The sequence below is a fragment of the Shewanella profunda genome (assembly GCF_023283765.1).
Taxonomy (GTDB): domain Bacteria; phylum Pseudomonadota; class Gammaproteobacteria; order Enterobacterales; family Shewanellaceae; genus Shewanella; species Shewanella profunda.
Genome location: NZ_JAKILG010000006.1, coordinates 37200 through 51839 on the forward strand (window position 1 = coordinate 37200; position 14640 = coordinate 51839).

Annotated in this window: 12 protein-coding genes; 5 read left to right on the plus strand and 7 right to left on the minus strand. The window is 43.7% G+C overall.

Annotated features, from left to right (window positions below; genetic code table 11):
• The first annotated feature begins 171 nt into the window (after positions 1-171).
• The gene (locus L2744_RS04980; RefSeq protein ID WP_248990871.1) at positions 172-1980 is read left to right on the plus strand and encodes a sensor histidine kinase; all 1809 of its coding nucleotides are present in this window, start codon (positions 172-174) and stop codon (positions 1978-1980) included.
• A 29-nt stretch (positions 1981-2009) separates the two neighbouring features.
• Here L2744_RS04980 and L2744_RS04985 read toward each other — a convergent pair whose 3' ends face one another.
• From L2744_RS04985 to L2744_RS05005, 5 genes are all read right to left on the minus strand, one after another.
• Positions 2010-3170, minus strand: coding sequence for a putative sulfate/molybdate transporter (locus tag L2744_RS04985; RefSeq protein WP_248990872.1), 1161 nt, complete (start codon positions 3168-3170; stop codon positions 2010-2012).
• A 308-nt stretch (positions 3171-3478) separates the two neighbouring features.
• Positions 3479-4882 carry a tetrathionate reductase family octaheme c-type cytochrome gene (locus tag L2744_RS04990; protein WP_248990951.1) on the minus strand — a complete coding sequence of 468 codons (1404 nt, stop codon included), beginning with the start codon at positions 4880-4882 and terminating at the stop codon, positions 3479-3481.
• Between the two features lie 715 nt (positions 4883-5597).
• Positions 5598-6392 carry a substrate-binding periplasmic protein gene (locus tag L2744_RS04995; protein ID WP_248990873.1) on the minus strand — a complete coding sequence of 265 codons (795 nt, stop codon included), beginning with the start codon at positions 6390-6392 and terminating at the stop codon, positions 5598-5600.
• 199 nt (positions 6393-6591) lie between these two features.
• The gene (locus tag L2744_RS05000) at positions 6592-8121 is read right to left on the minus strand and encodes a tetratricopeptide repeat protein (protein WP_248990874.1); all 1530 of its coding nucleotides are present in this window, start codon (positions 8119-8121) and stop codon (positions 6592-6594) included.
• 118 nt (positions 8122-8239) lie between these two features.
• Positions 8240-9076: a mechanosensitive ion channel family protein gene (locus tag L2744_RS05005; protein WP_248990875.1), complete on the minus strand. Its 837-nt coding sequence runs from the start codon at positions 9074-9076 to the stop codon at positions 8240-8242.
• Between the two features lie 169 nt (positions 9077-9245).
• On the opposite strand from L2744_RS05005, the gene L2744_RS05010 reads away from it, so the two are divergent.
• On the plus strand, positions 9246-9725 hold the full coding sequence (locus L2744_RS05010; RefSeq protein WP_248990876.1) for a hypothetical protein: 480 nt from the start codon (positions 9246-9248) through the stop codon (positions 9723-9725).
• A 353-nt stretch (positions 9726-10078) separates the two neighbouring features.
• Entirely contained in the window at positions 10079-11254 is a 1176-nt protein-coding gene (locus tag L2744_RS05015) for a type III PLP-dependent enzyme (RefSeq protein ID WP_248990877.1), read from the plus strand.
• A gap of 62 nt (positions 11255-11316) precedes the next feature.
• Here L2744_RS05015 and L2744_RS05020 read toward each other — a convergent pair whose 3' ends face one another.
• Positions 11317-11529, minus strand: coding sequence for an HP1242/YdcH family protein (locus L2744_RS05020; protein ID WP_248990878.1), 213 nt, complete (start codon positions 11527-11529; stop codon positions 11317-11319).
• A 539-nt stretch (positions 11530-12068) separates the two neighbouring features.
• Between L2744_RS05020 and udp the strand changes: the two genes are divergently transcribed.
• Complete coding sequence (gene udp, locus L2744_RS05025) at positions 12069-12827, plus strand: uridine phosphorylase (protein WP_248990879.1); 759 nt, start codon at positions 12069-12071, stop codon at positions 12825-12827.
• 104 nt (positions 12828-12931) lie between these two features.
• On the opposite strand, the gene L2744_RS05030 is transcribed toward udp, so the two are convergent.
• On the minus strand, positions 12932-13684 hold the full coding sequence (locus tag L2744_RS05030) for an outer membrane protein OmpK (RefSeq protein ID WP_248990880.1): 753 nt from the start codon (positions 13682-13684) through the stop codon (positions 12932-12934).
• Positions 13685-14167: 483 nt separating this feature from the next.
• On the opposite strand from L2744_RS05030, the gene L2744_RS05035 reads away from it, so the two are divergent.
• Positions 14168-14638 carry an NfeD family protein gene (locus L2744_RS05035; RefSeq protein ID WP_248990881.1) on the plus strand — a complete coding sequence of 157 codons (471 nt, stop codon included), beginning with the start codon at positions 14168-14170 and terminating at the stop codon, positions 14636-14638.
• Positions 14639-14640: the final 2 nt, after the last annotated feature.

Here is a 14640-nt window from a genome sequence, read left to right on the forward strand (position 1 = left end):
TCGCAATCAGCTTAAGCCGTGAGCGTGTAGGGCTCAAGATTAACCCTGTGTCTTGGGAGGTATATCACTAAATCACAATATTCATTTTAAAGTGAGATAAGAGTTTGGTGGAATTTCACAGCTTAGGTTTTCTTTATAAGTTAAGGTCTTGGTATTCCTCAGGCAAAAGAGATGCACTTAATGTTTAAAGCTATCGGTTACTTACTACTTTTGGGTTTGAGCTATGTGAGTTTGTCCTATGCCGATGAAGCGACAGAAGTGAACCAGTTTAAGGTGGGTGTTCTGGCTAATCACGGTGTGCTGCAGGCTAAACAACGCTGGCAACCTATGATGGATTACCTTACTGAGCAGGTGCCTAACAGTCATTTTGAAGTCGTCCCCGTAGATTTTAATGGTATGAGTAGCAAGTTACTAAGCCATGACTTGCAGTTTATTGTGACAAACCCGGGGCAATACCTGCACTTAAGTAATAATTTCCCGCTGTCTTGGCTTGCGACGATGAAGAGCCGTAAGCATCAGGGCAGTACTTTTACCATAGGTGCAACTATTATTGTTCGCGCTGACAGTCCTATTCTAACCCTGCAGGATCTAAGGGGTAGAAATGTGGTCGCTAGTGATCCGCAGGCCTTAGGGGGTTATCAAGCTGCCATGGGATTGCTGCATAAAATGGGTTTTTTACCGGAGCAGTTTTTTGGGCAAGTGCGTTTTTTAGGCTTTCCGCTAGAACCGCTTATTTATCAGGTGCGTGATGGTAGCGCCGATGCCGCAATAGCACCTTTTTGTACCTTAGAAGAAATGATCGAGACTGGGCTGGTTAATAAAGCTGATTTTCGAGTGATCCACGCCACTAAGCCAGCAGGATATGACTGTGAGGTGAGTACTCAGTTGTACCCCAGTTGGTCATTTGCTGCGGCGGATACGGTTTCCCCGAGGATCACTATGCAGATCTCCCGCGCCTTATTTGATTTACCCGCCGACCATGTGGCAGCGATTACCGCCGATACTTTGGGTTGGACAGCGCCAGTCAGCCAGCTGAAAGTAATTGAGTTATTTAAAGAATTACAGCTACAAGGTGCATCACCGACACTTTATCAAACCGTATATAAATGGATGGAGAAAAACAAAGAATGGGGCGGTGTGTTGCTACTGATTTTTATCGTTTCTACGATTTATCACCTGTGGCTTGAATATAAGTTTCGCCAGAAAAGTGAGTTTTTAGTCAGCACTGAGCGGCAACTAAAGGATAAGGCACTGCAACTCGAACGATTACAAAGCGCAGCGATTTTAGGGGAAATTGGTGCTGGCCTTGCCCATGAACTCAATCAACCGATAGCGGCAATTACCCAATACAGCGAAGGCGCCATGCTACAACTGGAAAGGCTTGGGCAAGATAATCCGGAACTCTATGATGTGTTGGGTAAAATTAATGCCCAGTCTATTCGCGCTGGTGCTGTTGTGCACCGTATTCGCGGCTTACTCAAACGGCGTCAGGCCAAGACTGAACCTTTGGATATAGTGCTTGTGGTGAAGGAAGCCTTAGCTTTATTAAGACGTGAGTTAGATCGGGCTAATGTCCAAGTGAATGTTCGGGTGCAGGGCGAGCCCTTCGAACTCACGGGCGATAGCGTTGGCTTAAGCCAAATGTGGGTCAATCTAGTGAAAAATAGCTTAGATGCGCTAGAAAGCTGCGGTGATAATCGTGCGCGCCAGTTGTGGATCGATATCTATTATCTTCCGGATAAAATCAAAGTATTCGTTATTGATAATGGCGAAGGTCTACAGGGGCAGGCGAGCGAGTTGATGGCTTCTTTCGCCTCAACCAAGGATGAAGGGTTAGGACTCGGTTTAGCGATCTGTAAGGATGTCGTCACCCGTCACCATGGCAGCATTCAAATTGAAAACTGCAAACATTGCACCACAGAAGCAAGGCTACCTTGGCAACAGGGCTGTGTGGTCACAGTGGTATTGCCTAAGGGATAGCGCCAAAGTGATAAGGCTAGAAAGCCATGTTAGCGCATGGCCAACATGGCCCAAGTGCGGCGGCCTTGCTCCAGAATAATACCCACCGCAAGCCCCGCAGCGGCGTTGATGGCGAGACAAGTCACAGCGGTTGATAAAATCACAAAGATACAGAAGGGCTTACCATCGATTAAGCGTTTCGACCATGCCAGTTGCAGTCCTGCGGTGGTGAGCAAACTGCCGAGGATCGACATAGGAATAAGGCTTAACAGCCAAGCGATATTGCTACCCCAGCACAGGGCTATCACTAAACAAGTGCTGCCAAAAATTAACGGCGCAACATAAGTGCGGGCGCCAAAATGATATTGCACTGCGAGTCCGCCTGCACCGTGGCACATGGCCGCGGCCCCAAAGGGCGCGAGCAATAAGTTGGCAAGTCCAGAACTAATGGCGAAGTTTTTGGGCGTGAGTTTGGCGGCATCTTCAGGGAATTTCTCCTGCGCCATTACTGAAGTGGCAATCACCGCATTGGTTAAGGTTAAAGCGAGTTGCGGTAATACCAACAAAATGGCGGCGGAAGTCCACTCAACTGACGTCGGCCAAGTTAGCTGAAACGGTGCCGTTATGGCTTGGATATCAAGGCTACTAGTTGTGCTAGTTTGTGTACTCGCTTGCCAAATCATCCCTGCAGCAATGACTAAGGGCATGGCAAGGTAGCGCATTGGCAAATATTTACTGATAAATAACAGCACAAAAGCGCCTACACCAACCAGCCAAAATTCACTCATCATCTGAGTGCCCATCCACATCAGTTGTAGACCTATGGCGAGTTGAATGCCGATACTTACGGCTTGGGATAATTGCTTAGCTAACCAAGTAATAGCACCGCTAAAGGCGAGGATGAGTAAAATCGCCCCCATCAACATAGCGCTTGCTTGTAACATGCCTGGGGTTAACCCTTGGGCGATAATCAGTGCAGCGATAACTTTCATCGGTTGTACGGGAATAGGGCGGCGGTAAAATAGTGCGCTGAGAATGGCAAATAGCCCAAAGCCCAAAAATATCCCCTGGGGCGAAAATTGATTGAGGGCAATAAGCCCCAGTACTAAAGGTAAAAAAGTGCCTAAATCAGCAAAGGCACCGCTGGTTTCACCGAGTAAACGGTTGAATGACGGATTGGATATTGTTTGGGGGATTTTGCCCGATGTCATACAGATTGCCGTAATTGAACACTCCATGATTATGCAAAATAAATGCCATAAAAATCAGATAATTTGGGGTGTAAACAGAGTCAAACTACCGTATGGGGGCACTCGATAAGACAAACTGGGGCAAGGCTGAGATAAGGCTGAGTCTAATTGTCTTTGTTTAAATGTGAGCAATAGCATAATAAAAAAGAGATCTTAGTGAAAACTAAGATCTCAAGGGGCATTGCTAGACTTGGTTAATCAGCCATGTTCACTTCGATGCCTTACTAAAAGTAAGACATCTGTGATGCTCAAATCAGTCACCCATTAAATCAAGGCTGTTTATGTTTAGGTCCTTGCTGATTTTTCATTGGGTCACCTTGATAACCTAGGGCTTGCCAATCGAGCCTTGTGCCTTTGTTATGACAATCATTGCAATTTAAGGCTTGTTCTTTAGGTGAGACCATATGGTTGATCCTCCACCACATTTCTGTTGCCGCAAAATCATATTCACCACTGTATTTGATGCCTTTTTCAATCATAGTGGTGTTGGCCTCCATTCCCAGTTTTGCCGCTAAGTTCCAATCAAACTCGCTCCAGTATCCACCTTTGCCATAGGTTTTAGGAGTGATAAAGATATTGAGTTTTTTGTCGTAGATCTGTTTACCTGTGTGCACTTTAAAGGGGTAAATTTTGGCTTTGGCATCGTTAATATCGCCTACTGGATAGGTCAATTTAGTGACCACATTAGGATCCATTTTGTCACCCGCCATATAGGCATCGGCAGTGCCGTTGTACCAAGCGTATTGAGGTTTTACCATTTTCTCCCAGACAAAGTTGCCTTTTTTCTTCTGGTAGGTGTGCTTGCCGTATTGGTCTAGCGCTTCTTCTTTATTATCTCCGGCTGTTGACCAGTCCCAGTGCATTTTTGTGGGGTCATTTTTAGCAAAATACGGAATATGACAGGTTTGACAGGCAACCGTCGCAGTATGGGTATTGAGCTTTTTGTTAGCATGGGGGGCTGACTCATGGCAGTTTTCACAGCCAATATGATCGACACCACCGGGTGAAACGCCCATAGCATTACCAGAAATCATGTGTTTTTCAGTGGTGTGGCAGTTCTGACATTGAAAATTATTGCCATCTCTATCCATGTGCACGTCAGTCGCTTTGTCTGGGGAAGACATGGAAGAGTCTAAATCTCCGTGTTTTACCGCATCGCCGCCGCCACCATAAAAATGGCAACTACCGCAGTTATCGCGCGCAGGTGCGCCGACATTTTGAGCAATTTTAGTCAGATCGAGTTTTGCCATAGGTTCACCTGCGCCAGCGGGATCTTTAACATAAGTCCCTGTGGTGTCGTGGCAAACTAGACAGTCGACTTTTGTTTTATCTTTAAAATCAAAGTTACTGTCTTTCCAACCATAGCCCGCGTGGCAACTGGTACAGCGGGGTTCATTGCTGGAGATGGCTACACAGAAGTTGTTAATACTGTTTTTCTTCCCCCTGAGCACAGTTCCCTCGGGGAGTTTTTGTTCTAACTCCCAAGTCCAGTGTGAGGTTTTCATCACGTCAGTCGCTTGATCTTCATGGCAGACTAAACATTGTGTGGTCACCTGCGAGCCTGTGGTGAAGGGGCCTTTAAGTGCTTCTTTATGGGGATTGGCAGCATGGGCATTGACGCTTATACCCCCTATAATCGCGAGGGCGATTGCTATCTTTAGTGAAGTTTTCATCATCTCGTTCCTCAATTTTTTGTGGCCATATGCATGGCTTTGTTGGTGGAATGTTTTTATTGATCCCACCTTGTTAACTAATTTACCAAATAGAAGGAGTCGTAAATTTGAGGCATGTCACTTACATTAAAAAAATCTAATTGATCAAAACTTCATTGATAAAAATCTAATTGATAGTGATGGCGTGGAAATTTAATTCAACTTTTTTAAATAAAGCAATGGCTTGGTTTATTTGCTAAATTAGCTTGCTTTGGTGTAATAGTGTATTTGGCGATAGATAAGGGGGGGGAACTGGCTGTGATCGAGTTAACACTTTATAAAATCCGTTATAACTAAAGTAGTATTGTTGAAACTACGAGGTTTTTAAGACGTTTTTTAAGTGAAAAAATGCCGTAACAGACCTATGGCATTTTTGATGGTGTAACCGATATTAATCTTACTGTTTAAGCGTATTGCGCGGCTGATTTCAGGGGCGTGCGAGTCGGTGCTAATACGATTTCATTCATTTCGCCTCGCGCTACACTGGGTTTGGGATACCCTATGGGTTTATTGAAGATAAGCCTAGGTTAAAACAGGTGACATTTGCTGGCCCAAGAACGTTTCGCCGGATTGGATTATGTTGCCCTCCCTCTGTTATCGCTCCCACCAGATAGTTGCTCCTATACTCTCGACCTTATTACGACATTTAGCCGCTGGACCAATTAACCAGTTCAAGTTAGTTGGTCGTGTTGGACGACTCCGAGATATTGAGCGGTGGCTCGACACCATAGGATTCAAATAGACGCGTGATTTCACCCGAGGTGCGCATCTTGTCTACAATTTGGCGAACCTGTTCGGCGTATTTATACTGGGGTGACCTTGAAGGGATGCTGAAATAGCGGCCATTTTTGCTGATATCCACATATTCCATCTGTTTAAGCATGGGATCATTGGCAAAAGAATGCATTTCATGTTGCTCAGAGCTAATGGCCAAATCAATGCGGCCAGCCTTCAACATATTAATTAGCTGGCTGTTAGTATTAACAAAAGAAACCTTTAGTTGATCCATATTTTCATTAAATTGTGCACTATAAAATGTCCCTCTCAATGCCCCAATGATATAGGGAGTTAGTTTATTAAACTCCTGTACCGCGGTAGGTTGACTCGCCAGTGCGTAGTAGTAGACATATCGCTTGTCGTAGCCAAGCAACATAGGGTCCAGGAAAGACTCGCGTTCTGTGGTCATTGAATGGGAAGGGATCAGATCGACCTGACCTGTTTCGGCTACTTTTATGGTTCTAGCCCATGGAACATAAGCCCAATTGACTCTATGGCCTAGACGATGGAACACTTCATTTATCACCGCAGCACCGGGGCCTTTACATTCACCTTGTTCAAAATAAATGACGGGTTGCCGATCTCTGCAGTGTGCTTGCCAAACTACAGGCGATACTTCAGCTTTTGCACTGCGCAAAAATAAGGATGAGAAGACAATAATCAAAAATAGCTTAGTAATCACAGTCCACTTCATTTGTCTGCCTATTTGAATGGGCCATTTTAATCTTTATTTTGTGATGACTGGTCGGACTATGTTCTATTTTTTAATCATTTAGATGCATAGATAGGACCAGTATAAAGATTGTAGTGTGAAGGTTGCCTCTGCGCTGTATTTAATACGAGTGATATAAGCTGCGGTTTTGTCAGCGTTATCTGACTCAAACCTGAGTCGGTTAGTCTGTGGACTCAAGATAGGGGGCTAATTGGGTTTCAATGGCCTCAATTTGGGCTTCGGCGTAGGCAAGCTCGGATTCTGTTAAGCAAGACTTAGCTGTGTTTTGATGTAGTAATTGCTCGCTATTCATACCGTATTTGCCAAAATGACGCAGTAATAAGCTAGACCAAATAAACATTTGTATTGGTTTATTTAATTGTTCCACGCCGTAAATATCGACCAGTTCCCGCATAGAAATTTCATTACCTAGCTCTGCCGACTTGATGTACCAAACTTCAGCCGCTTGTCGCTCCTCTCGAGTTGGATTTTCACCACTTAGAAATGATTCAGCCTTGTAGGAATAAAAATATTTTTGTTGCTCAGCGGGGATTGGATACTGATGCAAGAAACTGTCACGTAGACGCTCGGCCTCTCTTATCTCTAGGGTACCTAGTTGTTGACTCAATCTGGCTAATTCTTTTAGATGGTCGGCTCTATTGCTCATGGCCGCGAGTTGGTAATACATTAACGCTTTAATCGGTTGGCTGCTCACGCCTAAGCCTTGCTCATAAATCTTGCCTAGGCCTAGTAGAGCGTCTTCATTCCACTTGAGTGCAAATTCTTCAAAGTCAATTTTAGCCTGTAGGTAGTCACTGTCATTTTGTGGATCTACCAGTAAAAGGTTAGCAAATTCAATTTTGGCGAAGTCATTACCTGCAGCGACAGATTGACTTAACCAATGGCGAGCCTTAGCGTAATCGACAGGAAAATCTTCGCCGTAGAGAAAGCGTTTACCGAGGTAATATTGTCGAAAATCATTGTCTTTGGCTTGTTCGCTGAGTAATGCCTCTGCGCGAGCTAAATCTTTGGGTCCACCTTGGCCTATTGCCAGCATTTCGCCTAAATTCTCTTTGGCTAATTCATCTTGATTAGCCACCGCCTTTTCAAAGTATTGTCTCGCTTTGGCAAAGTCGGAGGTGACTCGTGCGTCATGCCAATAAAGCGTCCCTAGGTGGTAGTCTGCATCGGGATGCTGTTGGGTAGCAGCTTTTTCGAGCCAATAAATGGCTTGGCTCGCATCGGGATCGAGTAAAGGTTGCCTTACATATAAGAGTCCAAGTTCGTATTGAAAGGCTGCATCGCCCGCTTCGGCATTGGGCTTAAGTTGAGCGACTTGCGCGGCTAAGTCTTCTGGTGTTTGTGCATCAAAATAGAGCAAACTCAGCATAGGTAAGTATTGGGGATCGAGTTCAGCGGCTTTTTTATACCAATCTTTTGAGGTTTTAGCATCGGCTGGCACTTGTGGAAATCGGCCCGAATATAATTCTGCAAGGGCAATCGCCGCAATCGCAAACCCTTTATCTACAGCTCGATGGATAAAATCTAAGCCTGTTTCTACTTGATTTTGGTTAATCAGTGTTAGGCCATGATTGAGTAGCGCAGTAGGATCACCTGCCGCGAGCGCTTTGGCTTGAGCGTGTTTTTTTTGATATTTAGCGAAAACAATAAACAGTACAACAAAAGCAATAATTATGAGTATCAACAACATAGTAGTCCATCACTATCGATATTTGGGAACATAGTAAACTTAAATTTTTACAAGAATGCAAGTTTACAATGTGAGCTAGGCTGGTTGACTAAGTCGATCAATCCCATGGGCATTAGCGTTATTTATCTTGCAGATGGATCTCTCTAATGGGGCAGGCAATCTCAATTTCTGCCTGCTTAAGGGCGTTATAAAGAGCGAGGTTCACCTTATATTTATGCTGAAAATAGCTTTGCGTGGGCACCCAGTAACGAACCCCCATTTCAATTCCATTAGCATTAAAACCATTGATGCCGATATTGGGTGTGGTCTCTTGATAAACATAGGGATTATTGCTCAATAACTCAGTGATCACACTAATGGCTCGTTCGGGATCTGTGCTGTAACTGAGATTGAACTGGGTTTCGACCAGCTTATTACTAAAGGAGTTGTGCAGGATTTCACCGACGATATGTTTATTGGGAATGCTAATTTGCTCACCTTCCTCATTCGTTAGTATGGTCATGCCTAAATTAATACGTTTAACAACACCGCTTTCTCCTTTAATTTCAATAGTGTTTCCCACAACAAAAGGGCGGGTGACGATAATAGTAATGCCTGCGGCGTAGTTGGATAACATGCCCTGCAAGGCTAAACCTGCTCCGAGAGAGGCAGCACCAATTGCAGCCACCATTGGAGTGACACTAATACCGATTTTGCCAAGGGCGATAATCCCCACCATAACAATGATCAGAATACGGATAAGGTTACTGACAAAGTTGCTGAGGGTGATATCAATGCTGTGTTTTTCAAACTGTTTTGCCACTAAGCGGGAAACTTTGCTGGCGATCCATAAACCCAATAAAAAGATCAATAAAGCACCGAGTAACTGAAAACTGTAGGTGACTAAAAATTCGGTGATCAGTTGATAAACGCCTTGAAGCTGTTGTAATTCTTGATCCAGTCCTGGTGCTATCATTATGATATCCTTCTAATAAATTCAACCGTGCGAGTATAACGTAAAAATGCCACAAAACGCTGAACCACCATACATTGTGAAGCGTATCATGTAATCGAGGTTGGTTTAATGAGCCGATAGGGTGAGTCAGGTATGCTGTCCGTCTATCCAAATATGGAGTTGAGTGTTTATGAAAACGCTGTTGTTATGTGTATCTTGCCTATTAACCCCAATATGGGCTTTTGCCGCTAGTTATGTTGCTGGGGATACTATTAATGCTATTTCACTTGTTGATCAGCATAATAAGTCAATTAATGTCACCGATGAAACCCGTGTAGTGCTCTTTAGCCGCAGTATGAAAGGTGGTGATATTATTAAGGAAACGCTACAACCATTAAGCGAAACACAGTTTCCCAATAACTTAGTTTACGTCGCCGATATCAGTGGTATGCCCTCTTTAATCGCTAAGTTTGTGGCTGTACCGCAAATGCAGGAATTACCCTTCTCGATCGGCCTAGATAGGGAAGGGGAGATCAGTCAAATGCTCCCAGATACAAAAGATATGGCGACTATGATTTTGCTTGATCATCGCAATATACTCGATATTGCTTATTTCGATTCCAGTGAAGCACTGGGCCAAGCTCTCGCAAAAATGAATGCGGCGCAGTAACTGGTTTAATCTGTTTTGAGCTTGTCATCCTAAGATAGTTAATTGAGTGGGTCACCTAGGGATGGATGTTCTAGCTTTTGCTAGCCTATCCATCTCCCTTTCGAGCATGTCGCAAAAAATTCATTTTTTATTCCAAAAATAGGTGCAAATTTCGCTTAGGGTTTGCATGCATAATCATCTGTTTTGTAACTACTTTTTTTGATGGTATTGCCCCTTAAAATTTAATGGAATAAAAAGTTAGTAATTCAGCATAAAAATTCGTTGCGTAAAGTGAAAAAATATCGTTTACTGCGCACGTTTTTAAGACACATTCTCACTTTTTTTCTACCTGACCCAAAGGAGACTCTGGCCCAATGAGCCAATTTCAATCTATTGATGTTGCTGATTATTATGATATGGACACATTCAAACGTATTGAAGCGTTTGCCAAAGACAAAGCAACCCCGTTCGTTGTGATCGATACCAGTATCATTGCGAAACAATACGATGACATGGTTAATAGTTTTCCTTATGCCAACGTTTATTATGCAGTTAAGGCAAACCCAGCGGCCGAGATCCTAACCTTACTAAAGGACAAAGGGTCAAATTTTGATATTGCCTCGATTTACGAGCTGGATATGGTCATGGATGTCGGGGTGACAACCGACCGTGTGAGCTATGGCAATACCATTAAAAAGCGCCAAGATGTGCGAGCATTTTATGAGCGTGGCGTGCGTATGTATGCATCCGACTCTGAAGCCGATTTGCGAATGATCGCCGAAGAAGCGCCGGGTTCTCGCGTTTATGTGCGCATTCTAACCGAAGGAACTGATACGGCAGATTGGCCGTTATCCCGTAAATTCGGTTGCCAAAATGAGATGGCCTACGAGTTGCTGGTATTAGCAAAAGAATTAGGCTTAGAACCCTTTGGTATTTCGTTCCATGTGGGCTCACAGCAACGTGATATCGGTGCTTGGGATTCCGCTATTGGTAAAGTGAAAAGCATTTTCGACCGTCTGCGTGATGAGCACAATATCACATTGAAAATGATCAATATGGGTGGCGGTTTCCCTGCTAACTATATCGATAAAACGAACCAATTGGGTGTGTATGCTGAGCAAATCACTCACTTCCTGAAGGAAGATTTTGGTGATGATTTACCACAAATCATCCTCGAACCAGGCCGTTCATTGATTTCTAACGCGGGGATTTTAGTGTCTGAAGTTGTGTTGATCAGCAAAAAATCCTACACGGCATTAGAGCGTTGGGTGTTTACCGATGTGGGCAAATTCTCAGGTTTAATTGAAACTATGGATGAGGCGATCAAGTTCCCAATTTACACCGAGAAGAAGGGTGAGTTGGATAAGTGCGTGATTGCAGGCCCAACCTGCGACAGTGCCGATATTATGTATGAGCATTACAGCTACGGCTTGCCGAACGATCTCGCCATTGGTGACCGTATGTATTGGTTAACCGCGGGAGCTTATACCACCACTTATTCAGCAGTATGTTTTAATGGTTTCCCACCGCTGAAAGATTATTATTTATAAGTAGTTGAAATAGATTTAAAAAGGGCGCTTAGGCGCCCTTAGTTTTAGCTGAGTAACAAGGATTAGTCATGGGACTTAAGGATTTGATAGATCTCTTCTTTTAGATGTAGCTTTCTACTTTTGAGTTCTTTCACCGTAGGATTGAAATCACTACCGACACGTTTTTCCAGTTGTTTGATTTCCTCATCTAACTGATTGTGCTCATTGAATTTACGTTGAAAATGAGCATCTTGGTTTTTCAGGGTGGAAATTAGCTCTCTGTACTCTGGAAACATTGGCTTTCTCCTTGTCGTTATTTACTACACTTCTGGTTTCCCTTTAACCCTAACCTTCTGCAGCGGGTCGGAATGTGATTTAGATCAATATTCACTCGCCTTCAGACTAATACTAAAGGGCGATTTATTTTTATCCGATGTAAATCCAGCGATTAGGGCTTATTGATATTTTGGCGGCTTTATCGCTGGTGTATGCTGAATCGCTATAATCTGTGGGTTGCGTCTCCTATAAAAGAGCGTCAGATCGCGACAAAAATACTCCTATAAATGTCAACACACCTAGAATCATAATTGTAGTCTATAGCGCATAAGCTAGATCTAGTTCACACTTTGTTTTGCATAAATCAGACATTCATCCTGAATCGTGGAAGATTTGCTATCTTTGTGATCAGACAGTAATCTTTTTTGTAATTACATTACGAATAGACAATTACTTCTTGCCGATAATTCTGTGATCAAGTTAACCTTCACCGCTTCGATACTAGGTTAAAGTCGATTTTATAAGAATTTAATTATCAAAAATGAAAGGGGTTTTCATAATGGCTGATGTATTTCATTTAGGTTTGACCAAAGCAATGCTCGATGGTGCAACCTTGGCAATCGTGCCAGGCGATCCAGAGCGTGTAAAACGTATTGCCGAGTTAATGGACAATGCGACGTTTCTTGCTAGCCACCGCGAGTATACGAGCTATCTTGCTTATATCGATGGCAAGGCTGTTGTTGTCTGTTCGACTGGAATTGGTGGTCCATCGACTTCTATCGCCGTTGAAGAACTTGCACAACTGGGTGTGAGCACTTTCCTACGTGTAGGGACTACTGGCGCGATTCAATCCCATGTGAATGTGGGCGATGTGATTGTGACCCAAGCATCGGTACGTTTAGATGGCGCGAGTTTGCATTTTGCACCTATGGAATATCCTGCGGTAGCAAACTTTGAATGTACCACTGCCATGGTTGCTGCGTGTCGCGATGCGGGCGTAGAGCCACATATTGGTGTGACAGCATCTTCAGATACCTTCTATCCAGGCCAAGAGCGTTATGACACTGTTACTGGCCGTGTCACGCGCCGCTTCGCGGGCTCAATGAAAGAATGGCAGGAAATGGGCGTACTGAACTATGAGATGGAGTCTGCGACTCTGTTCACTATGTGTGCGACCCAAGGTTGGCGTGCTGCCTGTGTTGCAGGCGTGATTGTAAATCGTACTCAGCAAGAAATTCCCGATGAAGCCACTATGAAGAAAACCGAAGTAAGCGCGGTTTCTATTGTGGTTGCTGCCGCGAAAAAATTGCTGGCGTAATTTATAAAGCTAAGTAACACTCCCCTGCAAAGTGAGTGATAGACATAAAAAAGGTGCCAATGGCACCTTTTTTATTGCATTACTTTTGCTATCGCGGTTATCCGTTAGAAATGGTATTGAGCAATCACTGAATACGTATCTTGATCTACCCCTTTTACGCCGTACTTATTGGTCCACAGATCGTATTCGATACCGACCAATAATTTATTGGCTTTGTGTTCACCAAATAGACTCTTACCTAGGTCGTATTTTAATTGTGGGTTGAAATGGAAGTTTTCTTCATAGCCATTATTGTCTGTTGCAAACACCCAATCGATAAAGCCATCGAGCACTATGTTGGCTGAACCAACGGGAATATCGATACGGAATACTGGGGTGAACTGCCAACCGTCACTATTGTTACCTGTGCTCATCGCATCGCGACGGTAGGTATTAAAGTTAAGATAAGTAAAATAAGGTACTGCTACGTCAACGCCCAGACCATAAAGCATACTGTGGACAGCGCCTTCACCTTCTTCATAGGTTAAGGCTAAAGACAGATCGGTCACTGGGCCGAAGGCGATTTTCTCACCGAGAATTTTACTCGCACTGAAGCGCGGTGAAATTTCACCATAGGTGGTGTTATGCATGCCCGTGTGGTTGCCTTTGAAATAGATAAAGTCTTGGAAGGCGAACCAATCACCATATTTCCATGCACCAGCGGTTTCAAGCGTGATGGTCGCTTGTTTATCCGAATCTGCCAAGTCGTAATCTTCTCCGTAAAGCGCTGTTGCACTGAAATCCCACCACTGTACTAAGTCACCAGCAAATGCTTGAGGAGAAAGCATTAATGCTAGGCATAGGCATGTTTTTTTCATTGTTATTTCCTGTTGTAGAGGTAGACGCTAAATAGTGTTGTACTCAATCCACGCTCTGACGTCGGCACAGTTTGATAGGTAAGTTCAAACACTGCGGTTGCTACGGGTCAAAGGTCTAGATAAAAAGTGCGGGCAATATATGCAAAAATCTACATTTATTCAAAGTTTTTATCGAATGTTGTTGTCAAAATCACATAATCAAATTCAGTAGTGGCTGGTGTTTAATCTGTTGATTTTTAGTGTTTTTATTTTTCTGTTATATCAATCATTTTAAAGTGTCGCTATCTTTTTGAATTGATTATGCTTAATTTTAAAACAACTTAAGATGTGGTTTGATATGTTTCACGTTAATGCTTTTGGACTTTGTAGCACTCTATTTCCGAATCGCTTTTTTATTTAGCGTAAATTTTGACATATTATGTCGCACATCTGTGAGTCAGCTGCTATAGTGCTGCAACGGACACTCTCATTTCAGGGGGGTATATGGAGTTTTCAAATCCGATTTTAATGTGGTCAGTTGTTGGTATCATCTTGATGTTAGCCGAACTCATCGTTCCGGGTGGTATAGTGATACTGCTGGGTACGGCCTGTTTGGTTGTTGCCGGCGCATTAGGTATAGGGCTAGTGGAAGGCATAGTGCAGAGCATGACATTGTGGTTTATCTCCGCGATTGTTCTGTTATTAAGCTTTAGGCAGCTAACCCAAAGACTGGTTGGTGGCGATTCCCATGTGGATAACACCGATGAAGAACTCGATATCTACAATCAAATCGCTCGTGTAAAACAAACAATCGGTCCTGGACAAACAACGGGGCGGGTTGAGTTTCAAGGGAGCGAATGGCCTGCACTTGGCGATGGCAGTATTATTGCCGTGGGCTGTGAAGTTCGAATTATCTGCCGTGAAAACATTGCCCTAGTGGTTGAGCCTGTGACGCAGGCAACGTCTCAAAACTAAAG